At 61.5% G+C, this 24,069-nt stretch carries 23 protein-coding genes; 20 read left to right on the top strand and 3 right to left on the bottom strand.

Features of this window, described 5'->3' with window-relative positions; all coding sequences use genetic code 11:
• Position 1: 1 nt before the first annotated feature.
• The 13 genes from frr to BLS41_RS10395 all read left to right on the top strand — a co-directional run bounded on the left by frr (position 2) and on the right by BLS41_RS10395 (position 13,367).
• Positions 2 to 562: a ribosome recycling factor gene (gene frr, locus BLS41_RS10455; RefSeq protein ID WP_012433445.1), complete on the top strand. Its 561-nt coding sequence runs from the start codon at positions 2 to 4 to the stop codon at positions 560 to 562.
• Positions 563 to 626: 64 nt separating this feature from the next.
• Positions 627 to 1,409 (top strand): polyprenyl diphosphate synthase, encoded by a 783-nt coding sequence (gene uppS / locus BLS41_RS10450; RefSeq protein ID WP_074764242.1) that lies wholly within the window; start codon positions 627 to 629, stop codon positions 1,407 to 1,409.
• Positions 1,403 to 2,224, top strand: a complete 822-nt coding sequence (locus tag BLS41_RS10445) for a phosphatidate cytidylyltransferase (RefSeq protein WP_074764241.1) — start codon at positions 1,403 to 1,405, stop codon at positions 2,222 to 2,224. Before uppS ends, BLS41_RS10445 begins: the two co-directional genes overlap by 7 nt.
• Before the next feature lie 10 nt (positions 2,225 to 2,234).
• Positions 2,235 to 3,440 carry a 1-deoxy-D-xylulose-5-phosphate reductoisomerase gene (locus tag BLS41_RS10440; protein WP_074764240.1) on the top strand — a complete coding sequence of 402 codons (1,206 nt, stop codon included), beginning with the start codon at positions 2,235 to 2,237 and terminating at the stop codon, positions 3,438 to 3,440.
• A 7-nt stretch (positions 3,441 to 3,447) separates the two neighbouring features.
• A complete protein-coding gene (gene rseP, locus BLS41_RS10435; protein WP_074764239.1) occupies positions 3,448 to 4,842 on the top strand; it encodes an RIP metalloprotease RseP in 1,395 nt (464 codons plus the stop codon).
• A gap of 67 nt (positions 4,843 to 4,909) precedes the next feature.
• Positions 4,910 to 7,222: an outer membrane protein assembly factor BamA gene (gene bamA / locus BLS41_RS10430; protein ID WP_074764238.1), complete on the top strand. Its 2,313-nt coding sequence runs from the start codon at positions 4,910 to 4,912 to the stop codon at positions 7,220 to 7,222.
• A gap of 58 nt (positions 7,223 to 7,280) precedes the next feature.
• Positions 7,281 to 7,802 (top strand): OmpH/Skp family outer membrane protein, encoded by a 522-nt coding sequence (locus tag BLS41_RS10425; RefSeq protein ID WP_171910247.1) that lies wholly within the window; start codon positions 7,281 to 7,283, stop codon positions 7,800 to 7,802.
• 84 nt (positions 7,803 to 7,886) lie between these two features.
• Positions 7,887 to 9,023 (top strand): UDP-3-O-(3-hydroxymyristoyl)glucosamine N-acyltransferase, encoded by a 1,137-nt coding sequence (gene lpxD / locus BLS41_RS10420; protein ID WP_074764236.1) that lies wholly within the window; start codon positions 7,887 to 7,889, stop codon positions 9,021 to 9,023.
• 194 nt (positions 9,024 to 9,217) lie between these two features.
• Positions 9,218 to 9,682 carry a 3-hydroxyacyl-ACP dehydratase FabZ gene (gene fabZ / locus BLS41_RS10415; protein WP_006048683.1) on the top strand — a complete coding sequence of 155 codons (465 nt, stop codon included), beginning with the start codon at positions 9,218 to 9,220 and terminating at the stop codon, positions 9,680 to 9,682.
• A 115-nt stretch (positions 9,683 to 9,797) separates the two neighbouring features.
• A complete protein-coding gene (lpxA, locus tag BLS41_RS10410) occupies positions 9,798 to 10,586 on the top strand; it encodes an acyl-ACP--UDP-N-acetylglucosamine O-acyltransferase (RefSeq protein ID WP_074764235.1) in 789 nt (262 codons plus the stop codon).
• A gap of 3 nt (positions 10,587 to 10,589) precedes the next feature.
• On the top strand, positions 10,590 to 11,759 hold the full coding sequence (gene lpxB / locus BLS41_RS10405) for a lipid-A-disaccharide synthase (protein WP_074764234.1): 1,170 nt from the start codon (positions 10,590 to 10,592) through the stop codon (positions 11,757 to 11,759).
• The gene (gene rnhB / locus BLS41_RS10400; RefSeq protein ID WP_074764233.1) at positions 11,756 to 12,505 is read left to right on the top strand and encodes a ribonuclease HII; all 750 of its coding nucleotides are present in this window, start codon (positions 11,756 to 11,758) and stop codon (positions 12,503 to 12,505) included. The genes lpxB and rnhB overlap by 4 nt, the downstream gene beginning before the upstream one ends.
• 76 nt (positions 12,506 to 12,581) lie before the next feature.
• Positions 12,582 to 13,367, top strand: a complete 786-nt coding sequence (locus tag BLS41_RS10395; protein WP_074764232.1) for a TrmH family RNA methyltransferase — start codon at positions 12,582 to 12,584, stop codon at positions 13,365 to 13,367.
• Positions 13,368 to 13,461: 94 nt separating this feature from the next.
• Here the strand turns inward: BLS41_RS10395 and ppsR are convergent, their stop codons facing one another.
• The gene (gene ppsR / locus BLS41_RS10390; protein WP_074764231.1) at positions 13,462 to 14,277 is read right to left on the bottom strand and encodes a posphoenolpyruvate synthetase regulatory kinase/phosphorylase PpsR; all 816 of its coding nucleotides are present in this window, start codon (positions 14,275 to 14,277) and stop codon (positions 13,462 to 13,464) included.
• A gap of 529 nt (positions 14,278 to 14,806) precedes the next feature.
• Between ppsR and ppsA the strand changes: the two genes are divergently transcribed.
• The 3 genes from ppsA to BLS41_RS10375 all read left to right on the top strand — a co-directional run bounded on the left by ppsA (position 14,807) and on the right by BLS41_RS10375 (position 18,819).
• Positions 14,807 to 17,209, top strand: coding sequence for a phosphoenolpyruvate synthase (gene ppsA, locus BLS41_RS10385; protein ID WP_074764230.1), 2,403 nt, complete (start codon positions 14,807 to 14,809; stop codon positions 17,207 to 17,209).
• A 161-nt stretch (positions 17,210 to 17,370) separates the two neighbouring features.
• Entirely contained in the window at positions 17,371 to 17,826 is a 456-nt protein-coding gene (locus BLS41_RS10380; protein WP_074764229.1) for an NfeD family protein, read from the top strand.
• Positions 17,827 to 17,886: 60 nt separating this feature from the next.
• The gene (locus tag BLS41_RS10375; RefSeq protein WP_074764228.1) at positions 17,887 to 18,819 is read left to right on the top strand and encodes an SPFH domain-containing protein; all 933 of its coding nucleotides are present in this window, start codon (positions 17,887 to 17,889) and stop codon (positions 18,817 to 18,819) included.
• Between the two features lie 199 nt (positions 18,820 to 19,018).
• On the opposite strand, the gene smpB is transcribed toward BLS41_RS10375, so the two are convergent.
• The gene (gene smpB, locus BLS41_RS10370) at positions 19,019 to 19,465 is read right to left on the bottom strand and encodes an SsrA-binding protein SmpB (protein ID WP_074764227.1); all 447 of its coding nucleotides are present in this window, start codon (positions 19,463 to 19,465) and stop codon (positions 19,019 to 19,021) included.
• A 112-nt stretch (positions 19,466 to 19,577) separates the two neighbouring features.
• Between smpB and BLS41_RS10365 the strand changes: the two genes are divergently transcribed.
• Together BLS41_RS10365 and BLS41_RS10360 are read left to right on the top strand one after the other, a co-directional pair.
• Positions 19,578 to 20,015: a type II toxin-antitoxin system RatA family toxin gene (locus BLS41_RS10365; protein WP_074764226.1), complete on the top strand. Its 438-nt coding sequence runs from the start codon at positions 19,578 to 19,580 to the stop codon at positions 20,013 to 20,015.
• Positions 20,012 to 20,338: an RnfH family protein gene (locus BLS41_RS10360; RefSeq protein WP_074764225.1), complete on the top strand. Its 327-nt coding sequence runs from the start codon at positions 20,012 to 20,014 to the stop codon at positions 20,336 to 20,338. Before BLS41_RS10365 ends, BLS41_RS10360 begins: the two co-directional genes overlap by 4 nt.
• 108 nt (positions 20,339 to 20,446) lie before the next feature.
• Here BLS41_RS10360 and BLS41_RS10355 read toward each other — a convergent pair whose 3' ends face one another.
• Positions 20,447 to 21,424, bottom strand: coding sequence for a DMT family transporter (locus BLS41_RS10355; protein ID WP_074764224.1), 978 nt, complete (start codon positions 21,422 to 21,424; stop codon positions 20,447 to 20,449).
• A gap of 315 nt (positions 21,425 to 21,739) precedes the next feature.
• On the opposite strand from BLS41_RS10355, the gene guaB reads away from it, so the two are divergent.
• Together guaB and BLS41_RS10345 are read left to right on the top strand one after the other, a co-directional pair.
• Positions 21,740 to 23,200, top strand: coding sequence for an IMP dehydrogenase (guaB, locus tag BLS41_RS10350; RefSeq protein WP_074764223.1), 1,461 nt, complete (start codon positions 21,740 to 21,742; stop codon positions 23,198 to 23,200).
• A 6-nt stretch (positions 23,201 to 23,206) separates the two neighbouring features.
• The gene (locus BLS41_RS10345) at positions 23,207 to 23,986 is read left to right on the top strand and encodes a hypothetical protein (protein ID WP_074764222.1); all 780 of its coding nucleotides are present in this window, start codon (positions 23,207 to 23,209) and stop codon (positions 23,984 to 23,986) included.
• Positions 23,987 to 24,069 lie beyond the last annotated feature (83 nt).

The following is a 24,069-nucleotide window of genomic DNA, read 5'->3' as shown; positions in this document are numbered from 1 at the left end:
AATGTCTGTGGCTGATATCAGGAAGGGCGCTGAACAAAAGATGCAGCGCTCCATCGACGCGTTCAAGAACGACCTGTCGAAGATCCGCACGGGTCGTGCGCACACGGGCCTGCTCGATCACATCCAGTGCGATTACTACGGTTCGCCGGTGCCGATCTCGCAGGTCGCAAACCTGACGCTGATCGACGCACGCACGATCGGCGTGCAGCCGTGGGAAAAGAAGATGGTTCAGGTCGTCGAAAAGGCGATTCGTGAGTCGGACCTCGGCCTGAACCCGGCTACGCAAGGCGACGTGATCCGCGTGCCGATGCCCGCGCTGACTGAAGAGCGCCGCCGCGAACTGACCAAAGTGGTCAAGAGCGAAGCGGAAACGGCCAAGGTTGCGGTCCGTAACCTGCGCCGTGATGCCAACGAGCAACTGAAAAAGCTCGTCAAAGACAAAGAAATTTCGGAAGACGACGAGCGTCGTGCAGGTGACGACGTTCAGAAGCTGACGGACAAGTTTGTTGCCGAAATCGACAAACTCGTCGTGACGAAAGAAGCCGAGATCATGACGGTTTGAGGCCGTTCGGGCTCAGAACTTTCACGGTTTCCACTTCTTATTTGCAGTCACAGTCCCGACGGCCATGACCTATACCAGCTCAACCGTGCGCGTGCCTGATGTCGCCGCGGTGCCGCGACATATCGCGATCATCATGGATGGCAACGGCCGTTGGGCCACCCAGCGGCGTTTGCCGCGCGTGGCGGGCCATACGCGCGGCGTCGACGCGGTGCGCGCGGCCGTCGAGGCGTGCGCCCGTCAAGGCGTCGAATACCTGACGCTGTTTGCGTTCAGCTCGGAAAACTGGCGTCGTCCGAACGAAGAAGTTTCGTTCCTGATGCGCCTGTTCGTCACTGCGCTGGAGCGCGAAATCGGCAAACTCCATGCCAACGGCATCCGTTTGCGCGTGGTCGGTGATCTGGATCGTTTCGACACGCGTATTCGCGACCTGATCAAACGCGCGGAGACCAAAACCGCGCGTAACACCCGTCTCACGCTGACCATCGCCGCGAATTATGGCGGCCGCTGGGACATCATGCAGGCCACCCGCAAGCTCGCCGAACAGTCGGCTCTGGCGGGCAAGGCGGTAGAGGTCAACGAAGATTCGTTCGCCGAACACCTGTCCATGGCTTATGCGCCGGAGCCGGATCTGTTCATCCGCACCGGCGGCGAGCGCCGCGTCAGCAATTTCCTGCTGTGGCAGCTTGCCTACACCGAGTTCTATTTCACCGACACGTTCTGGCCTGATTTCGACGCCGACGCGCTCGGTCATGCCATCGCTTCGTACGCGGAGCGCGAACGCCGCTTCGGCCGCACCAGTGCTCAACTCGAGCCGCAATCGCAAAACGTCGATTCGCTTCCATGCTAAAAACCCGTGTCATCACGGCGATCATCCTGCTGGCTGTGTTCCTGCCGGTCACGCTGTTCGCGCCGGTTGGCGCGTTTGGCGCGCTGATCGCTTTTGTCGTCGTATTCGCCGCGTGGGAGTGGGCACGCCTGCTTAAGCTGGGCGGGGCCGGTCCCGTCATTTACGCGCTGATCGCAGCGGCCGCGCTGGTCGCGAGTACGCAGCTCGGTACGGGCGTGGTCGAAGCCCGTTCGCTGTTCAAGGCATCTGCCATTTTTTGGGTCGTCGCCGGGCCGTTCGTGCTTTTGCGCAAGCCGACGCTCGCTCAGGGGGCGTGGCGAATCTTCCTATTTCTGGCTGGCATTGTGATATTCGTCGCCTGCTGGCATGCTCTCGTCGCCGCACGCATGCAAGGTGTGCCGTTCGTGCTGTCGCTGCTCGTATTGGTATGGCTGGCCGATATCGGCGCATACTTCTCCGGAAAAGCATTCGGAAAGCATAAGCTGGCGCCAGCCATCAGTCCGGGTAAAACCTGGGAGGGTGCGATCGGCGGCTGGTTGGTGGTGATGATCGTCGCGGCGGCGGCGGTCTTTTTGCATGCGTTCGAGCCGACCCTGTATTCTGCGCTGCTGGCGCAATGGGGCGCCGTGCGCACGCTGCTCGCATTGACCTTGCTGGTGGCATTCAGCGTGGTGGGCGACCTGTTCGAATCAATGATGAAACGCCAGGCCGGAGTGAAAGATTCAAGCGGCCTGTTGCCGGGGCACGGTGGCGTGCTCGACCGCATCGACGCGTTGTTGCCGGTGCTGCCGCTTGCCATGCTGCTGCTCGGCTAGAGAAAGAGATATGCAAAAACGTCTGACATTGCTCGGTTCCACGGGCTCGATTGGAGACAGCACGCTCGACGTCGTCGCGCGTCATCCCGAACGCTTTTCGGTTTATGCGCTTACGGCGCATCGCAACGGCGACAAGCTCGTCGAGCAATGCCTGCGCTTTCAGCCGGAAGTCGCGGTAGTCGGCGACGCCGATACCGCCGCGCGCGTCGCCGCGAAGCTGCGTGAAGCCGGTTGCAAGACCGAGGTCACGTACGGCCCGCAGGCGCTCGTCGACGTCTCGAACAGCGACGGCTGCGATACGGTGGTCGCGGCGATCGTCGGCGCGGCCGGCCTTGCGCCGAGTCTCGCCGCCGCTCGCGCCGGCAAGCGCATTCTGCTCGCCAACAAGGAAGCGCTGGTCATGTCCGGCGCGATCTTCATGGACGCGGTGCGCGACAACGGCGCGGTACTGCTGCCCGTCGACAGCGAACACAACGCGATTTTCCAATGCCTGCCGCGCGAAGCTGCGCTGCACGGCGGTGTGTCCAAGATCATTCTGACCGCGTCGGGCGGCCCGTTCCGCACTCGCGAACCAGCTACGCTCGTCGACGTCACGCCCGAAGATGCATGCAAGCATCCGAACTGGGTAATGGGCCGGAAGATTTCGGTCGATTCCGCGACCATGATGAACAAGGGCCTCGAAGTCATCGAGGCTCACTGGCTGTTCGATTTGCCGGGCGAGCGCATCGACGTGCTGATTCACCCGCAAAGCGTGATCCACTCGCTGGTCTCTTACGCAGACGGCTCCGTGCTCGCGCAACTCGGCAACCCCGACATGCGTACGCCGATCGCTCATGCGCTGGCTTTCCCCGATCGTGTCGATTCGGGCGTCGCGCAACTCGATCTCGCGGAGATCGCGTCGCTGTCGTTCGAAAAGCCGGATTACACGCGCTTCCCGTGCCTCGCGCTTGCGATGAAGGCGCTGGCCGAGGGTGGCGTCGCGAGCGCGGCGCTCAATGCCGCTAACGAAATCGCCGTCGAAGCGTTCCTCGCTCGCCAGATCGGCTTCATGACGATCGCTCAAGTGGTCGACTCGGTGCTAAACGCGTTGCCGAACCGCAGCGCGCACGCGCTGGAAGACGTGATCGAAGCCGACGCCGCCGCGCGTCGCGCCGCTACCGAATTTATCGCGCGTCTGCCGGACGGCGCCCGTCGAACGGAACGCGCCGTCCAGTGAGGCGCCTATGAACCTGCTGATCGAACTGCTTGCCTTCGCGGTCGCGATTGGCGTACTCGTGGTCGTCCACGAGTACGGGCACTACAGTGTCGCGCGTCTGTGCGGCGTGAAAGTGTTGCGCTTTTCGATTGGCTTCGGCAAGCCGCTGTTTCAGTGGGTGAGTCCGAAAACAGGCACCGAGTGGACCATTGCCGCGCTGCCGCTCGGTGGCTACGTGAAGATGCTCGACGAGCGCGAAACCGGCGCTGCGCCGATTCCCGCCGACTTGCTGTCGCAGGCGTTCAACCGCAAGTCGGTATGGCGCCGGTTCGCGATCGTCGCGGCAGGTCCGGTCGCCAATTTCCTGCTAGCTATCGTGCTGTTCGCACTCGTGTTCGCCACCGGCGTGACCGAGCCGGCGGCTGTGATCGCGCCACCTGCGCCGAACACGCCGGCAGCTCTGGCAGGTTTCGAGGGCGGCGAGACGATCGTTGCTGCGCGTGCTTCCAACGCCGACGATTCCGAACAAGTGCGCTCGTGGTCGGACTTGCGCTGGAAATTGCTGGGCGCGGCATTCGATCACAAGTACATCGTGCTGAGCGCGAAAGACGCGCATGGCACATCGCAGTTCCAGCTGGATCTACGCGGCATCGGCGAGAAAGATGTCGACGACGACTTCATGTCCCATCTCGGCTTTGAGCCGGGCGGCGGCAAGCTGACGGTGGCCGGCGTTCAGCCTAGCAGCGCGGCGCAGAAGGCGGGTCTGGTCGCGGGCGACCGCTTGCGCGCCGTCAACGGAATTCCGACGGATAACGCCACGGCGTTCATCGCTTATGTAAAATCGCACGCCGGCGTGCCCGTGACCTTGCAGATCGAGCGCGGTGGTCAGGCAGGGCACGCGCAAGGCAGTCTCGAAGACATCAGCATCGTGCCGCAGTCACAGCGCGATGAAACGACCGGCCAGCAGATCGGCCGCATCGGTGCCGAGCTGGCGACCCAGGTGCCGTCGATCGACGTACGCTATGGGCCGATCGAGAGTCTGCAACTGGGTGCGCGCCGCACGTCGGACCTCGCGGTTTACTCCGTGCGCATGTTCGGAAGAATGATCGTCGGCGAGGCATCGCTGAAAAATCTTTCTGGCCCCGTGACGATCGCCGATTACGCAGGAAAGAGCGCACGTCTGGGTCCTTCTGCGTTTCTGTCGTTCCTGGCCCTTGTCAGTATTAGCCTCGGCGTACTGAACCTGCTACCAATTCCGGTATTGGACGGGGGTCATCTGTTATATTATTTGGTTGAAGCTGTGACCGGTAAAGTTGTCTCCGATCGCTGGCAACTCGTTTTTCAGAGGGCGGGTCTCGCCTGCATCGTCGCATTGTCGGCGATCGCGCTGTTCAACGATCTGGCTCGTTTAATCCATTTTTAAAGTGTCCGGCGGCGTTCACGATGGCGACCGTCTGACCTGATGCAGCTATACACACTGGGGAAGCACGTTGTTTAAACCTCATCGCTTTGTTCCAAAGACGGTTATAGCCGCGGCATTCGCCGCGCATGGGCTGGTTGCTCACGCAACGACGCCCTTCGTGGTGCAAGACATTCGCATTGAGGGATTGCAACGCGTCGAACCCGGTACCGTGTTCGCGTATCTGCCCATCAAACAAGGCGACACGTTTAGCGACGACAAGGCGTCCGAAGCGATTCGCGCGCTGTATGCGACGGGCTTCTTCAACGACGTCAAGATCGCGACCGAAGGCAATGTCGTCATCGTGCAGGTGCTGGAGCGTCCCGCCATTGGCGCGATCGACTTCGCCGGCATTCACGAATTCGACAAGGAAAACCTGACCAAGGCGCTGCGCGCCGTGGGGCTGTCGCAAGGTCGTTACTACGACAAGGCGCTGGTCGACAAGGCCGAGCAGGAACTGAAGCGTCAGTACCTGACGCGCGGTTACTACGCAGCCGAAGTCACGACCACGATCACGCCGATCGACCGCAACCGCGTGTCGGTGCTGTTCTCGGTGGCCGAAGGTCCGAGCGCGAAGATCCGCCAGATCAACTTCATCGGCAACAAGGCGTTCAGCACGGGTACGCTGCGCGATGAAATGCAGCTGTCCACGCCGAACTGGTTCTCGTGGTACACGAAGAACGACCTGTACGCGAAAGACAAGCTCACCGGCGACCTCGAAAACGTCCGCTCGTATTACCTGAATCGCGGTTACCTCGAGTTCAACATCGAGTCGACCCAGGTGTCGATCACGCCGGACAAGAAGGACATGTACCTGACGGTCACGCTGCATGAAGGCGAGCCGTACACGATCTCGAACATCAAGCTGGCCGGCAATCTGCTCGATCGCGAAGCCGAGTTGACCAAGCTTATCAAGATCAAACCGGGTGATCGCTTCTCGGCTGAAAAGCTGCAAGCCACCACGAAGGCCATCGTCGACAAGCTGGGTGAATACGGCTACGCGTTCGCGACCGTCAACGCGCAGCCGCAGATCGATCAGCAACACCACACGGTGGATCTGACGCTGCAGGTCGACCCGAGCCGCCGCGTCTACGTGCGCCGCATCAACGTGGTCGGCAACACGCGTACCCGTGACGAAGTCGTGCGCCGCGAAATGCGCCAGCTCGAAAGCTCGTGGTTCGATTCGAACCGCCTCGCGCTGTCGAAAGACCGTATCAACCGTCTCGGCTACTTTACCGACGTCGACGTGACCACAGTGCCGGTCGAAGGCACGCCTGACCAGGTGGATGTGGACGTCAAGGTCGCTGAAAAGCCGACCGGTGCGATTACGCTGGGCGCGGGTTTCTCGTCGACCGACAAGGTGGTGCTGTCCGCGGGCGTGTCGCAAGACAACGTGTTCGGTTCGGGCACGAGTCTGTCGGTGAACGTGAACACCGCGAAAACGTACCGCACGTTGACGGTGACGCAGGTCGATCCGTACTTCACGGTCGACGGCATCAAGCGTATTACCGACGTCTATTACCGTACGTACCAGCCGCTGTACTACTCGACGGATTCGAGCTTCAAGATCGTTACGATCGGTGGCGACCTGAAGTTCGGGATTCCGTTCTCGGAAGTCGACACGGTCTACTTCGGCGCGGGTCTCGAGCAGAACCAGCTGGACGTCGATTCAACCACGCCGGCGTCGTACAAGCAGTACGTTGCCGACTTTGGCCGCGTTTCGAACAACGTGCCGGTCACGGTGGGCTGGTCGCGCGACGCGCGTGACAGCGCGCTGGTGCCGAGCCGTGGTTACTTCGCGCAGGCCAACGCCGAATATGGCACGCCGATCGGCAGCACGCAGTACTACAAGGCCGACATCAACGCCCAGTACTATTATTCGTTCTCGCGTGGCTTCGTGCTGGGCTTCAACTTCCAGGGCGGTTACGGTAACGGCATGGGCGGCAAGCCTTACCCGATTTTCAAGAACTACTACGCGGGCGGTATCGGTTCTGTGCGGGGCTACGAGCCGAGCTCGCTGGGTCCGCGCGATGCAACCACCGGCGACCCGATCGGCGGCTCGAAGCTGCTGGTCGGCAATATCGAGTTGACGTTCCCGCTGCCGGGCACCGGTTATGACCGCACGCTGCGGGTGTTCACGTTCCTTGACGCCGGTAACGTCTGGGCCGACGCGAGCAGCGCCGCAACGTCGACCGGCGCGAACGGTCTGCGTTATGGCTACGGTGTGGGTCTGGCGTGGATTTCGCCGATCGGTCCGCTCAAGCTCAGCCTGGGCTTCCCGCTCGTGAAGCACACTGGCGACCAGTATCAGAAATTCCAGTTCCAGATCGGGACGGCGTTCTGATCGGGCGCGGCCGGCTGCAGTTGCGGGCCGGCCAAACTACAGTATCGAGAGGATGACTTTGCTAACCGGTATGTTTTCGAAACGTGTAGCGTGCGCATTGGCGCTGGCAATGACCTTGGGCGTTGGCGTCGCGCATGGGCAGGAGGCGCGCATCGCCGCGGTGAATTCCGACCGCATCCTGCGCGAATCGGCGGCGGCGAAGGCCGCCCAGGTCAAGCTCGAAGCCGAATTCGCGAAGCGCGACAAAGATCTCGCCGACATGGCGCAGAAGCTGAAATCGATGTCCGACTCGCTCGACAAGAATGGCGCGTCGATGTCGCCGGCGGATCGTGCACAGAAGCAACGCGATCTGTCGCAACTGGATACGGACTTCCAGCGCAAGCAGCGCGAGTTTCGCGAAGATCTGAACCAGCGCCGTAACGAAGAACTGGCGGCGGTGCTCGATCGTGCGAACAAGGTCATCAAGCAGATCGCCGAGCAGCAGCACTACGATCTGATCGTGCAGGAAGCGGTCTACGTGAGTCCGCGTATCGACATTACCGACCAGGTGCTCAAGGCGCTCGCGGCGTCGGGCAACTAATTGAAAGCGCCGGGTCGTTGACCGGCGCAACCGCTTTGCGTTTGCACTGACAAGTTGGACTGAATTGCAGGAGACAGGATAGGCATGGCATTTACGCTCGAGGACATCGTCCATCGGTTCGGCGGTGAAGTAGTCGGAGACGGTTCGCAGCGCGTCGGCAGTCTGGCACCGCTCGACCAGGCAGGTCCGGACCAGCTGGCGTTCCTCGCCAATCCGAAGTACCTGTCACAGGTCGACACGACCCGTGCGGGTGCCGTGCTGATCAGCGCCAACGACCTGACCAAGCTCGCTTCTCGCGAGGGCCGTAACTTCATCGTCACGCCGAACCCTTACGCTTACTTCGCGCGCGTCGCGCAAACTTTCATCGATCTCGCCATGCCGAAGGCGGCGCCGGGTGTGCATCCGAGCGCCACGATCGACCCATCGGCGCAAATTGCGGCGACGGCGGTCATCGGTCCGCATGTCACGGTGGAAGCGGGCGCGGTGATCGGCGAGAACGTGCGGCTCGACGCCAACGTGGTGATCGGCCGCGGTACGCGGATCGGCGCGGGTTCGCATCTGTACCCGAATGTGGCGGTCTACTACGGCTGCAAGCTCGGCGAGCGTGTGATCGTGCACGCGGGCGCGGTGATCGGCTCGGACGGTTTCGGCTTCGCGCCGGATTTCGTCGGCGAGGGTGATGCGCGTACCGGCAGCTGGGTGAAGATTCCTCAGGTCGGCGGCGTGTCGATCGCGGCGGACGTCGAAATCGGCGCGAACACGACGATCGATCGCGGCGCGATGGCCGATACGATCATCGAAGAGTGCGTGAAGATCGACAACCTCGTGCAGATCGGCCACAACTGCAAGGTCGGTGCATACACGGTGATCGCCGGCTGCGCGGGCATTGCTGGCAGTACGACGATTGGCCGTCATTGCATGATCGGCGGCGCGGTCGGGATCGCGGGGCACGTTACGCTGGCCGACTACGTGATCGTCACGGCGAAGTCGGGTGTATCGAAGTCGTTGCTGAAGCCCGGCATGTACACCAGCGCTTTCCCGGCCGTGAATCACGCGGACTGGAACAAGAGCGCGGCGTTGCTGCGCAATATCGACAAGCTTCGCGATCGCATCAGGGCGCTCGAAAACGCCGCGGCCGACAGGCCGGGCAGTGAATCTGCCAACGCATCGGCTGATGCATCGGCAGGCGAAGCAAGCAATTCCACAGGCAGCAAAGCCTGAAAATTGGCCCAAGTTATCAAGGCGGCCAGCCGGCACGCGTAAAATAGCGGGCGAGCTTCACGAAACAAAGTCGGTTGTGGCGTCGCGTGGCACCACAACCGGATCATGGCGGGCGCCGGCGGCACACGTTTTCAACCTACCTGCACCAGCTTCCGCAGTCATCATCGCGCAGTCAATGCGTGAGCAGAAACACCATGAGCACCGAAAAAATCAATCTCGACATTCATAAGATTCTCACGCTGCTGCCGCATCGTTACCCGATCCTGCTGGTCGACCGGGTGCTCGAACTCGAGCCGCACAAGAGCATCAAAGCGTTGAAGAACGTGTCGATCAATGAGCCGTATTTTCAAGGGCACTTCCCGACACGTCCGGTCATGCCCGGCGTGCTGATTCTCGAAGCGCTCGCACAAACCGCGGCCCTGCTGACGTTTTCGGAAGAACCTAGCGATCCGTCGAACACGCTGTATCTGTTCGTCGGCATCGACAATGCGCGTTTCAAGCGTGTGGTGGAACCGGGCGATCAGCTGATCCTGAATTGCACGTTCGAGCGTCACATGCGCGGCATCTGGAAGTTCAAGGCGCGTGCCGAAGTGGATGGCGTCGTAGCGGCGGAAGCCGACCTGATGTGCGCGGTGCGGCACACGGACAAGGACGCCTGAGTCGGCGTCCCGGCGGTCAGCGGTTTCAAGACGTCTCCAATGGGCGGCGGAGATCGGTGCTGACGGGTCGAGCAGACCCATCCAGACAACGCAACAGAATCAGAAGCGAGGACGCATGAGCAGGATTCATCCCACTGCGATCATCGAAGCAGGCGCACAACTCGACGAATCCGTCGAAGTAGGGCCGTATGCCGTGATCGGCGCGAACGTGACGATCGGTGCGCGCAGCACGGTCGGTTCGCACAGCGTGATCGAAGGCCACACGACGATCGGCGAAGACAACAAGATCGGCCATTACGCGTCGGTTGGCGGTCGTCCGCAGGACATGAAGTACAAGGAAGAGCCGACGCGGCTCGTGATCGGCAACCGCAATACGATCCGCGAGTTCACCACGATCCACACCGGTACGGTGCAGGACGCGGGTGTGACCACGCTCGGCGACGACAACTGGATCATGGCGTACGTGCACATCGGGCACGACTGCCATCTCGGCAACAACATCATCCTGTCGAGCAATGCGCAGATGGCCGGCCACGTGACGATCGGCGACCACGCGATCGTTGGCGGCATGTCGGGCGTGCATCAGTTTGTGCGCATCGGCGCGCATTCGATGCTGGGCGGTGCGTCGGCACTCGTGCAGGACATTCCGCCGTTCGTGATCGCCGCCGGTAACAAGGCCGAGCCGCACGGCATCAACGTCGAAGGTTTGCGTCGCCGGGGCTTCTCGCCGGACGCGATTTCGGCGCTGCGCGCCGCTTATCGCGTGCTGTACAAGAACGGTTTGTCGCTGGAAGAAGCGAAGGTGCAATTGCGCGAACTCGCTTCCGCAGGCGGCGACGGCGATGCACCGGTGCAGACGCTGCTCGCGTTCGTCGAAGCGTCGCAACGCGGCATCATCCGCTAAGCGATGGCATTGAACCCCAGTCCGCTACGCGTCGCCATGGTGGCCGGCGAGCCGTCCGGCGACCTGCTGGCCGCATCGCTGCTCGATGGCCTCGCGAGCCGTCTTCCCGCCGGCACCCAGTACTACGGAATCGGCGGCCCGCGCATGATCGCTACGGGCTTCGATCCGCACTGGCCGATGGAAAAGCTGACGGTGCGCGGTTATGTCGAGGCGCTGCGGCATATCCCCGAGATTCTCGGCATCCGCAACGAACTGAAGCGGCAATTGCTGGCCGAACCGCCGTCGGTGTTCGTCGGCGTCGATGCACCCGATTTCAACTTCGGGCTCGAGCACGCGCTGCGCGACGCGGGTATTCCGACTGTGCACTTCGTGTGCCCGTCCATCTGGGCGTGGCGCGGCGGCCGCATCAAGAAGATCGCGAAGGCGGTCGACCACATGCTGTGCGTGTTCCCGTTCGAGACGGCGCTGCTGGAAAAGGCGGGCGTCGCGGCGTCGTACGTGGGGCATCCGCTAGCTGACGAGATTCCGCTGGTGCCCGACACGCTCGGCGCCCGCCGTGCGCTCGGCCTCGCTGAAGATGGCCCGATCATCGCGGTGCTGCCGGGTAGCCGGCGCTCGGAGATCGATCTGATCGGCCCGACGTTCTTTGCGGCCATGGAAATGATGCAGCACCAGGAGCCGGGCTTGCGCTTCGTGATGCCGGCGGCAACGCCGACGCTGCGCGAAATGCTGCGTCCGCTGGTCGATTCGCATCCGGGTCTCGCGCTCACCATCACCGACGGCCAATCGCAACTCGCGATGACCGCCGCCGACGCGATTCTCGTCAAAAGCGGCACGGTGACGCTCGAAGCGGCGCTGTTGAAGAAGCCGATGGTTATTTCGTACAAGGTGCCCTGGCTGACCGGCCAGATCATGCGCCGCCAGGGCTATCTGCCGTACGTGGGTTTGCCGAATATTCTGGCCGGCCGCTTCGTCGTACCGGAAATTCTGCAGCACTTTGCTACGCCTCAGGCGCTGGCCGAAGCCACGCTGAAACAGTTGCGCGACGAAGCCAACCGGCGCACGCTGACGGAAATCTTCACGGAGATGCATCACGTGCTGAAGCAGAATACCGCGCAGCGTGCAGCGGAAGTCGTGGCCGCCGTCGTCGAAAAACGCAGGGCGCAGCCGTGACCGGTGCGCGTGTTCCTCGCCGTAAGGTCGCGGGTGCGGCGGCGCAAGTCGGCCTGAACTTCGAGAATCCCGACGACATCGTCTGCGGCGTCGACGAAGCAGGGCGTGGCCCGCTGGCGGGTCCGGTCGTTGCCGCGGCCGTGATTTTCGATCCGTCGAAACCGATGATTCGCGGGCTCGACGATTCCAAGGCGCTTACTGCCAAAAAGCGCGACGAGCTATACGACAAGATCGTCGACCGGGCGCTGGCGTATTGCATCGCGTCGGCCTCGGTCGAAGAAATCGATTCGCTCAATATCCTTCACGCCACGATGCTGGCGATGAAACGCGCGGTGGAAGGGCTGTCGGTCTTGCCTACGCTGGTGAAAATCGACGGCAATCGCTGCCCGACGCTCAGCATTCGCAGCGAAGCGGTGATTGGTGGCGATGCGCTCGTGAAGAGCATTTCCGCGGCGTCGATTCTGGCGAAGGTTACGCGTGACCGGATGCTGCTCGAACTGCATCAGACGTTTCCTGTGTACGGCTTCAACGCGCATGCTGGCTACGGCACGCCGCAGCATCTCGCGGCACTGCGCGAGCATGGTCCTTGTGAGCATCATCGGCGTTCGTTTGCGCCGGTGCGCGAAGCGCATGCGCGGTTCGGCACGGGCGTGCAGCTGACTGCGAGCGAGGTTATCGTCGTGCCAGGCACGCTGACCGATGCTCTGCTCGACGACGACGCGTTCGGCGAGCGCAGCACCGCCTGAATCTATTTGAGCGCCACGAGCAGCCACGAGTCGTTCGTCGCCGGTTCTTTTCCCAATCTCACTGTCTTCGCTGCCTGTGAAAGCCATCACCTCGCGGGACAATCCGCTCTACAAACGCCTGAAAGCTCTGGCCGGTTCGACGCATCAACAGCGTCGCAGCGGGCACGCGTTGCTCGAAGGTTTCCATCTCGCGAGCGCGTATCTCGACGTCGCCGGGCAGCCGGAAATGTGCATCGTCACGGAGGGCGCGCTTCAGCACGACGAGGCGCAGGCCATCGTTTCGCGCATCGAGGACCACCGAATCGTGACGCTGCCGGATGCGCTGTTCGGGCAGTTGTCGAATGTCGTGCATGGCGTCGGCATTTTGCTGCTGGTGGAGAAGCTCGATACGCCGCTGCCCGAAAAGGTCGCGCAAACTTGTCTCGTCCTGGACGGCGTGCAGGACGCCGGCAACGTCGGGTCGATTCTGCGCAGCGCGGCAGCCGCCGGGATTCAGCAGGTATTTTGCGCACCCGGTACCGCGTACGCCTGGTCGTCGAAAGTCTTGCGCTCGGGCATGGGGGCGCACTTCCTGTTGCAGATTCACGAGGATGTCGACGCGCACCCGCTGATCGGGCGCCTAGCGGTGCCGATCGTCATTACGGATTCGCACGGCGCGGAAGCGATTTATGACTGCGATCTGAGCGGTCCGCTTGCGTGGGTGTTCGGCAACGAAGGGGCCGGCGTTTCGCAGACCTGGCGCGACGCGGTGTCGTTGCGAGTGACGATTCCGCAGCCCGGCGGAATGGAGTCGCTGAATGTGGCGGCGGCCGCCGCTGTGTGTGTGTTCGAGCAGTGCCGGCAGCAACGCGCGCTGGGTTGAGCGCTCCGCCGCACGGCTGACGTTTCGCTTTGACTCGCCAGAAATGGGCTGTGCACTACGCGCAGCCCATCGTCCAACGATCTTCAGACCAGGCTCAATAAGCCTGTCGATCCAGCTTGATCTCCTGCAGAATCGTCGTCGCGATCTCCTCGATCGACTTATGCGTCGACGACAACCACTTGATCCCTTCGCGCCGCATCATCGCCTCGGCCTCGTTGATCTCATAGCGACAATTCTCCGGCGCGGCGTACTTGCTCCCGGGCCTGCGCTCGTTCCGGATTTCCGACAGGCGCTGCGGATCAATCGACAAACCAAACATCTTCTGCCGATGCGCGAGTAACGGCGTAGGCAGCTTGCCGCGCTCGAAGTCTTCCGGGATCAGCGGATAGTTGGCCGCTTTCACGCCGTACTGCATCGCCAGATACAGGCTGGTCGGCGTCTTGCCGCTGCGCGATACGCCGACCAGAATCACGTCGGCGTCGGCAAGATTGCGGTTCGACTGACCGTCGTCGTGAGCGAGCGAAAAGTTGATCGCCTCGATCCGGTTCTTGTACTCCTCGGTGTCAGCGTTCTGGTGACCGCGACCCATCGCGTGACTCGACTTCAGTTCCAGTTCCTGTTCCAGCGGCTCGACGAACGTCTGGAACATATCCAGCACGAGCGCATTCGAGCCTTTGACGATCTGGTTCGACGCGCTATCCACCAGCGTGGTGAAAACGATCGGTCGTCGGCCGTCCTGCTGGATTGCCTCGTTGATTTTTTCGAGCGTGGCGTAGGCCTTTTCCGTCGAGTCGACAAAAGGCACACGAACCAGGCGGAATTTCTGGTCGAACTGGGAAAGGATCGAATGCGCGAAGGTTTCGGCAGTGATCCCGGTACCGTCGGAGACGATGAATACGGTGGGCGGCATCAGTGGGGCTGGGGAACGTGAGCGGCAAACAGCGCTCGAATAAAACATCGCTGTATCGGACTCGCTGCCAGGTGGCTAACCGGAAGACGGCAGCGGCGTCGTTACAGCGCGCCGTGGGCACCGTAATTGCGTCCGGATGACGGCAGGACCTCGTAAAAGCCCGTTTGCCGGTCCGGGGCGCGATTCGAGGCGCAATTCTCGTCCGACTGCCACATTTTAGGAGTCGGCACGGTAGAATAGCGGCAACCTGTTGGATAAGCAATTGCAGGCGATTGGCGGCTAACTTGCCGCGAACGATCGTTCAACGCCTTGCTATTGGCCGGTAACTAGCGGTGAAATTGGTGGATTGATCGGTAATTTCGTCCATCCGGCTTCTTCGTCGCGTATCCGGTTTGCCGCGCACTTCGGCTGCGCGTAGCGATTGCTTCTCCAACAGGTTGTGCAAGACACGAGTTCACGCTTCCAATGGGCGTCTCGTGTTCAAGCCCACTTGCACAACCGTGAATTTCTTTCACACTTAGGGGCTTGTATGACTAACGTAGTTACCGTCGCAAAGGACAAGGCGTATGTAGTTCCGTTTGAGCAGTTGCGGATGACCGACGTGGAAATCGTCGGCGGCAAGAACGCGTCGTTGGGCGAAATGATCAGTCAGCTCGCCGAAGCCGGCGTGCGTGTGCCGACCGGTTTCGCCACCACGGCACTGGCCTTCCGCGATTTCTTGCATCACAACAATCTGACCGAACGCATCGCCAAACGTCTCGAAACGCTCGACGTCGACGACGTGAAGGCGCTCGCCGAAGCGGGCAAGGAGATCCGTCAATGGATCGTCGACGCTCCCATGCAGCCGCAACTCGAGGCCGACATTCGCGCGGGCTTCGACACGCTCCAAAACAGCTCGCCTGAAGAGCTGTCGTTTGCCGTCCGTTCGTCGGCAACGGCGGAAGACTTGCCGGACGCATCGTTCGCGGGTCAGCAGGAAAGCTATCTCAACGTGGTCGGGGTCGAAGACGTGCTCGATCGCATGAAGCACGTGTTCGCGTCGCTGTATAACGACCGCGCTATCTCCTATCGTGTCCACAAGGGCTTCACTCACGCTGAAGTCGCGTTGTCGGCGGGCGTGCAGCGTATGGTGCGCTCGGACGTCGGCGCAGCGGGCGTGATGTTCACGCTCGACACCGAGTCGGGCTTCAAGGACGCCGTGTTCATCACGTCGAGCTATGGTCTGGGCGAAACCGTCGTTCAAGGCGCGGTGAATCCGGACGAGTTCTACGTTTTCAAGACCACGCTCGCGCAAGGCAAGTACCCGATCATCCGTCGCTCGATTGGCTCGAAGCTGATCAAGATGGAATTCACGAAAGCCGGCGAAGAAGGCCGTGTGAAGACTGTCGACGTGTCGCATGAGCAGCGCAACCGCTTCTCGATCACCGATGAAGACGTGATCGAACTGGCGAAGTACGCGGTCATCATCGAAAAGCACTACGAGCGTCCGATGGACATCGAGTGGGGCAAGGACGGCCGTGACGGCAAGATCTTCATTCTCCAGGCGCGTCCGGAAACGGTGAAGAGCCAGGCGGCAGGCAAGGCCGAGCAGCGCTTCAAGTTGAAGGGCCAGTCGAACGTGCTGGCTACGGGTCGCGCAATCGGCCAGAAGATCGGCGCGGGTCCGGTTCGCGTGATCCACGATCCGTCGGAAATGGACCGTGTGCAGCCGGGCGACGTACTGGTCGCCGACATGACCGACCCGAACTGGGAGCCGGTCATGAAGCGCGCGTCGGCAATCGTCACGAATCGCGGCGGCCGGACTTGCCACGCGGCAATTATCGCGCGTGAACTCGGCGTCCCGGCAGTGGTCGGCTGCGGCGACGCAACCGACGTGCTGAAGGAAGGCGCACTCGTCACCGTGTCGTGCGCGGAAGGCGACGAAGGCAAGATTTACGACGGTCTGCTCGAAACCGAAATCACCGAAGTGCAGCGCGGCGAACTGCCGCCGATCCCGGTGAAGATCATGATGAACGTGGGCAACCCGCAGCTCGCTTTCGACTTCTCGCAACTGCCGAACGCAGGCGTGGGTCTGGCGCGACTCGAGTTCATCATCAATAACAACATCGGCGTTCACCCGAAGGCGATTCTCGAGTATCCGAACATCGACCAGGACCTGAAGAAGGCCGTGGAAAGCGTTGCTCGCGGTCATGCGTCGCCGCGCGCGTTTTACGTCGACAAGCTGACCGAAGGTATTGCGACGATCGCGGCCGCGTTCTACCCGAAGCCCGTGATCGTGCGTCTGTCGGACTTCAAGTCGAACGAGTACAAGAAGCTCATCGGCGGTTCGCGTTACGAGCCGGACGAAGAAAACCCGATGCTCGGTTTCCGTGGCGCGTCGCGTTACATCGCCGAAGACTTCGCCGAAGCGTTCCAGATGGAGTGCATCGCGTTGAAGAAGGTGCGTGAAGAGATGGGCCTCGACAACGTCGAGATCATGGTGCCGTTCGTGCGTACGCTGAAGCAGGCGGAGCGCGTGATCGGGCTGCTGGCGAAGTTCGGCCTGAAGCGCGGCGAAAAGGGCCTGCGCCTGATCATGATGTGCGAAGTGCCTTCGAACGCGATTCTTGCTGAGGAATTCCTGCAATTCTTCGACGGCTTCTCGATCGGTTCGAACGATTTGACGCAGCTCACGCTGGGTCTGGATCGCGACTCGGGCATGGAGCTGTTGGCTGTCGATTTCGACGAACGCGACCCGGCCGTCAAGTTCCTGCTGCAGCGCGCGATCTCAACCTGCCTGCGTCTGAACAAGTATGTGGGCATCTGCGGGCAAGGTCCGTCGGATCATCCGGACTTCGCGCAATGGCTGACGGACGAAGGTATCGCGTCGATTTCGCTGAACCCGGACTCGATCATCGAGACGTGGCAGCAGTTGGCAAAGTCGACGAAGTAAAGCAATGCATGCCGTTTTTAAGCGGCTTGCATAACGTGCGGTGCGATATGTCAAATGCGGTCAAAAGTAGTTGAGACATAGGGCATCGTGCGTTAAATGCACCTGCTTCGTGCTATAAACACCCCGGTAGATCCGGGGTGTTTTGCTTTGTGGAGGTCAACGTGGCGCCAGGTGGATTGTTCTGGTGGATCGGGGCGGGTGTGCTGGTCGTGCTCGAGTTGATGAGCGGCACTTTTTATCTGCTAATGATCGCTTTGGGTTGCGTGGCGGCCGCGATTGCGCATCTAGCGGGCGCGGGCGCCGACCTGCAGTTCGCGATTGCTGCCGTGGTGGCGCTGGCGGCGGTCGTGGCGTTGCGGCGCTCGAGCTTTGGACGGCGCAAGCGCAAGGAGGCGTCGCGTAATCCGGACGTTAATCTCGATATCGGTCAGACGCTGAATGTGCCCGCGTGGAGCGAGCGGCGAGCGCGGGTCAACTATCGCGGCGCGGCATGGGATGTCGAACTCGCCGCGGGTGAACCCGAAAGTGCGCAGGTCTACGAAATCACCGAATTGCGCGGCAGTTGCCTCATCGTCGTGGCGAGCCGGCATTCGCCGGCGAAAGCGGGCGCGGTCTAAGCATTCGCACGCCCGGGCAATACACGCGTAACTATTCGAACCAAAGAGCGGAGGGCAGTTATGGATTCGACCATCGTCGGGGTGGTGCTTCTCGTCATCGTGATCGTGCTGGCATCACAGACCATCAAGATCGTGCCGCAGCAACACGCGTGGGTGCTCGAACGGCTGGGCCGCTATCACAGCACGCTGACCCCTGGCCTGAGCTTCGCGTTTCCGTTTGTCGACCGGATCGCGTACAAGCACATTCTTAAAGAAATTCCGCTCGAAGTGCCGAGTCAGGTCTGTATCACGCGTGACAACACGCAGTTGCAGGTAGACGGTGTGCTGTATTTTCAGGTCACCGATCCGATGAAGGCGTCGTATGGATCGAGCAACTTCGTGTTCGCGATCACGCAGTTATCGCAGACCACATTGCGTTCCGTCATCGGCAAGCTCGAACTCGACAAGACTTTCGAAGAGCGCGATTTCATCAATCACAGCATCGTTTCATCGCTCGATGAAGCCGCCGCGAACTGGGGCGTGAAGGTGCTGCGCTATGAAATCAAGGACTTGACGCCACCCAAGGAAATCCTGCACGCGATGCAGGCGCAGATTACCGCCGAGCGTGAAAAGCGCGCGCTGATCGCGGCGTCGGAGGGGCGCAAGCAGGAGCAGATCAATATTGCGTCCGGTGGACGGGAAGCGGCGATCCAGAAGTCCGAAGGCGAGCGCCAGGCGGCGATCAATCAGGCGCAGGGGCAGGCGTCGGCGATTCTGGCGGTGGCTGAGGCCAATTCGCAGGCGATTCAGAAAATTGCGGCAGCCATCCAGTCGAATGGCGGAATGGAGGCGGTGAATCTCAAGGTGGCCGAACAATATGTGAACGCGTTCGGCAACCTGGCGAAGCAGGGCACCACGCTGATCGTGCCTGGCGATATGTCGGATATGAGTTCGATGATCGCGTCGGCTCTGACCATCGTGAGCAAAGGCAAGGGCGTGCCCGACACGAAGTGAGTGCGCGAGTTTGTCAGCCAAAAAAATGGCCTGCAGTGAGTGCGGGCCATTTTTGCATCTGAGCGCTAGTAAGGCTGTGGCGTTGGCGCGATGTGGGGACGATGCGTAACGCGGCGGAGTGGCGGGGAGTAATGACCAATCTTCGCCTGGTTCGAAGCTGCACAGTTCAGCGGCCACGATCACCCGCATCCCGCCCAGATCAGCCCCGCGAGCGCATCAACTGCGCCTTCTCCCGCTCCCAATCGCGCTTCTTCTCGCTCTCGCGCTTGTCGTGCAGTTTCTTACCCTTGGCGAGGCCAATTTCGCATTTGACGCGGCCGCCCTTGTAATGAAAATTCAGCGGCACGAGCGTATAACCGCGCTGCTCGACCTTGCCGATCAGTTTGCTGATCTGTTCGGCGTGCAGCAGCAGCTTGCGCGTACGGACCGGGTCGGGATTGATGTGGGTCGAGGCTTCGGGCAGCGGGCTGATGTGCGTGCCGATCAGAAACAGTTCGTTGTTTTTGATCACAACATAACCTTCCTTGATCTGGCCGCGCCCGGCGCGCAGCGCCTTGACCTCCCATCCTTCGAGCACGAGTCCTGCTTCATAGCGTTCTTCGACCGAGTAGTCGTAGAAGGCTTTTCTGTTGTCGATGATGCTCATGAATGGAAAGTGCCCAACTCGTTTAAAATCACGATTTTAGCAAAGCGGGGCAAGGAAAGCCCGCAGCGCTTTTTAACCCGCTTGTCCACCCTTGCCGCGCGCTGTTCAATTTATGGCAGATGTCCAGAAAACCGTGTTGATCCGCCATTCGGCGGAACAGATGTTCGACCTCGTCACCGACGTCGCCGATTACCCCAACTTCCTGCCCTGGTGCGGAGGCGTCGAAATTCGCCGCCAGGACGAAACCGGCATGGAGGCGAAGATCGATATCAACTTCAAGGGCATCAAGCAGCACTTCGCCACGCGTAACAGCATGGAGCGGCCCACGCGCATCGACATGGAATTCGCCGATGGCCCGTTTCGCAAGTTCACCGGTTTCTGGCGCTTCACGCCGCTGCGCGCGGATGCTTGCAAGATCGAGTTCGCGCTGCATTACGAATTCACCAACATCATTCTCGAGAAAATCATCGGGCCGGTGTTCAATCACATCGCCAATAGTTTTGTCGAATCATTCGTGAAGCGCGCTGATCAGCGCTACGGTAAGGCATGAGCACGCGTCTGTCGATTGAAGTCTGTTACGCGGCGGCCGACGCGCAAACGCTGATCGCCGTGGATTTGCCCGAGGGCGCGACATTGCAGCAGGCGCTCGACGCAAGCGGCATCTTGCAGCGTTATCCGGCTATCAATCTGGAGGCGCAGAAGGTGGGTGTGTTTGGCAAGCTGAAGCCGCTCGATACAGTGCTGGCCGATCACGATCGCGTCGAGATTTACCGGCCTCTGCTGGTGGATCCGAAGCTGTCGCGTCAGCGTCGTGTGCAGAAGGCCCGCAAGGCAGGGTCGATCGAAGGGCGTCGCTGGCAGAATCGGGAGTAGCGGTAGGCGGAGTTGCGCAACTTCAGGGCTGAAAGGGAGCACGGCTTGCGCGAACCGCCGCAAATCGTCGCAGGCTGCGCGCGAGCGGTCCGAACGCCGAACTTTCAATCAAGGCGCTGAAACCTGCGCTTTCTCCTTGATCCGTGTGGCCCCCGACGAGTCGTCGTCCGCATGCTGGCGCACCGACCAGCACACTCCTGCTACCAGCAACAGGATCGCCGCCAGTTCCAGCGGGCGCGGCAAGCGCTGGTCATAAATGAACGCGTAAAGCAGCGCAAACAGCGTCTCGAACACGATCATCTGTCCGGAAAGTGTCAGCGGAAGCCGTTTCGATGCGGCATTCCACAGTCCATTGCCGAGCCACGACGCGCCAATCGCGAGGCCGAGATTCAGCATCCAGAAAGTTTGCCAGCGAGCATCCGCCAGTTCGCCTTGCGGACCACCCGACGGCAACGCTGCGACCACCAGCCACAGCGCCGCGCCGAGGGCGCCGGTCACCACACCCCACAGCACCGACCACTCGTTGCCGCTGAAATGCGTCTGACGCTGCAGATATCGGGCGTTTTCGACCGCGAACCACGTCCAGCAGCCCAGCGCGCCGACTGCGCACGCAATGCCCAGCAGCTTCGTGGCGACGCTGACGGGTGAGCTATCCGCCACCGTAAATACGTCGACGTTGATGCAGACGATACCCGCCATGACCACCGTCAGCGGCCACGCGAGCCGGGCCAGCGGCACCGCGCCGTGATCGCGCCGTCCGAGCAGGGTCACCGTGACCGGCAGTACGCCGACGATCAGCGAGGCCGGCGCAATGCCGATCAGATGGACGGCCGCCGTCAGCAAAAGGTAATAGATGAGGTTGCCGGCCAGCGCCAGCTTCACCAGCGCGCCGAGATCCTCGCGGGTCAGGCGTTTGACGAGCGAGCGCGCCATCGGCAGCGCGGCGGCCAGCGACACGATTCCGTACATCGTGTAGCGGCCCGCGCTCAGAAGCAGCGGCGAAAAGTCGGGCAGCACGCGCGGCACCAGAAAAACCATGCCCCATAAGGCTCCGGCCATTACTCCATATGCCACACCGCGCTGCATCGACTGCTCCTGCTGGAAAACTTGAGAATGGTCGGCAGAATAGCGGGTTGGCCGGTCCCGCGTCTTGTTCGATTCTGCATTTGAGCGGAAATCATGCGACCGTCATGCGTGTTTTATCCGGTTTTTCCCCGCCGACGCTTATTTGCGCCCGAACGCGCAAACGAAACCCGATCGAACCCGAGCCGAACCGATAAGCGAAATCGACGGGCCCAAAGTCATGAAAAAAATCACCCGAAATTCGCTAAGCTGCTGTTAGTGCAGTGAAAACCGGGGAGGTATCGCGTATAATTCGCTTTTGCGCCTATAGGATTTGCCATGCGTCTGATCCAAACAGCACTCACGTTCGATGACGTGCTCCTCGTCCCGGCTTTCTCCGATGTTTTGCCGCGCGACACCAGCCTCAAGACCCGGCTGACCCGCAACATCTCCCTGAATATGCCGCTCGTGTCCGCCGCCATGGACACCGTCACCGAAGCCCGCCTTGCTATCGCAATGGCGCAGATGGGTGGCGTGGGCATCATCCACAAAAACCTCACGCCGGCCGAACAGGCGCGTGAAGTTGCCAAGGTCAAGCGATTCGAGTCTGGCGTCGTGCGTGATCCGATCACCGTCCCGCCGCAAATGAAAGTGCGCGACGTTATCGCGTTGTCGCAGCAGCATGGCATTTCGGGCTTTCCGGTTGTCGAAGGCGCGCAACTGATCGGCATCGTCACGAATCGCGACCTGCGTTTTGAAGAGCGCCTGGATGAGCCGGTCCGCACCATCATGACGCCGCGCGAGCGCCTCGTCACGGTCAAGGAAGGCACGCCGCTCGCCGAAGCGAAAGCGCTGATGCACAGCCACCGCCTCGAGCGCGTGCTGGTCATCAACGACGCATTCGAACTGCGGGGCCTGATGACCGTCAAGGACATCACCAAGCAAACCGAACACCCGGACGCGTGTAAAGACGAACACGGCAAGCTGCGCGCAGGCGCGGCGGTCGGCGTCGGCGCGGACAACGAAGAGCGCGTCGAACTGCTGGTGCAGGCGGGCGTCGACGTGATCGTCGTCGATACTGCGCACGGTCACAGCAAGGGCGTGCTCGAGCGCGTCAGGTGGGTCAAACAGAACTTCCCGCACGTCGAAGTGATCGGCGGCAACATCGCCACCGCAGCGGCTGCGAAGGCGCTCGTCGAGTACGGCGCGGACGGCGTGAAGGTCGGTATCGGCCCGGGTTCGATCTGCACGACGCGTATCGTCGCGGGTGTCGGCGTTCCGCAGGTCACCGCAATCTCGAACGTGTCCGAAGCGCTGAAGGGCACGGGTGTGCCGGTCATCGCCGACGGCGGCGTGCGTTTCTCGGGTGACGTCAGCAAGGCGCTGGCAGCCGGCGCGAACGCTGTGATGATGGGCAGCATGCTCGCCGGCACCGAAGAAGCGCCGGGCGACGTGTTCCTGTATCAGGGCCGTCAGTACAAGTCGTATCGCGGCATGGGTTCGGTCGGCGCGATGAAGGACGGCGCAGCAGACCGTTACTTCCAGGACAACTCCGCGAATATCGACAAGCTGGTGCCGGAAGGTATCGAAGGCCGTGTCGCCTACAAGGGCTCGGTCAACGCCATCCTGTTCCAGCTGATCGGCGGCGTGCGCGCGAGCATGGGCTACTGCGGTTGCCGCACGATCGACGAAATGAACGACAAGGCCGAGTTCGTGCAGATCACCGGCGCGGGCCTGCGCGAGTCGCATGTGCATGATGTGCAAATCACGAAGGAAGCCCCCAACTACCACGTGGACTAAACGCCAATGAAGCCACTGCTGCGTTTTGTACTTATCGTCGATGCCTTGTTGTTGCTTGCGTTCGGTCTGCTGTTTCTGCTGACGCCCTGGACTTCGTTGTACAACGCGCTGCAGTTGGTGCAAACCGAGCCGGCTCTGGTCGGCCAGGGGTTTGGCGTGGCGCTGATCGGACTCGCGTGGCTGGCGTTGCACGCGTCGTTCGATGGAGCGCTAACTTCGGCGGTTGCCAAGGCCGTCGGCCATGTGAACTGGCTGACCGGCGTGCTGATGCTGGTTTGGCTGCTCGGTCTGCGTACACCTTCGCTGACCGGTTTTGGGCAGGTCGTGGCGGTGCTGGCGGGTGTGGTGCTGGTGGTGGTCGGTCTCGGCGGCGTGCGCCTGTCGGGCGCGGTAAGGCGGCGTGAGAAGGGCATTGTGGTTAAAGGCTCTTCCAATCGCGCTGAAAAGCGGGCTGAGAAACTGGCCGCCAGCCAGGCTGCTAAAGACGCCGAAATCCAGGCCGAAAAGGATGCCGCCAGGCGGCGCGAGTTGGAGCGCGACGCTGCGCGCGAACCGGCACGCGTCACCGCGGGTTTTCCGGTGTATCACGCCGAGCCGGTGGTCGAACCTGTGATTCCGGTTACGCGGCCTGTAGGTGCTGCGTCGGCCACGCCACTTCATCCTGTCGATAAAGCCAGCCTCACCGAGTCTGAACGTGCTGCACGGGCAGCAGCGGTTGCGCGCAACGAAACGCGTGACGCAACCGCCGACGCTTCCGGCGCACCCCGGCCACCGCTTCATGGCTGACGCGCCGAGCGCCACGCCATCCGCTGAAGCTAACGGATTCCGTTCGAGCATGCCGCAGGCAGGTGGCTGCGGCGTCGAACGCA

The sequence above is a fragment of the Paraburkholderia fungorum genome (assembly GCF_900099835.1).
Classification (GTDB): domain Bacteria; phylum Pseudomonadota; class Gammaproteobacteria; order Burkholderiales; family Burkholderiaceae; genus Paraburkholderia; species Paraburkholderia fungorum_A.
Note: the sequence above shows the minus strand (reverse complement) of the source record. Positions and strands in the feature narration are given on the sequence as shown.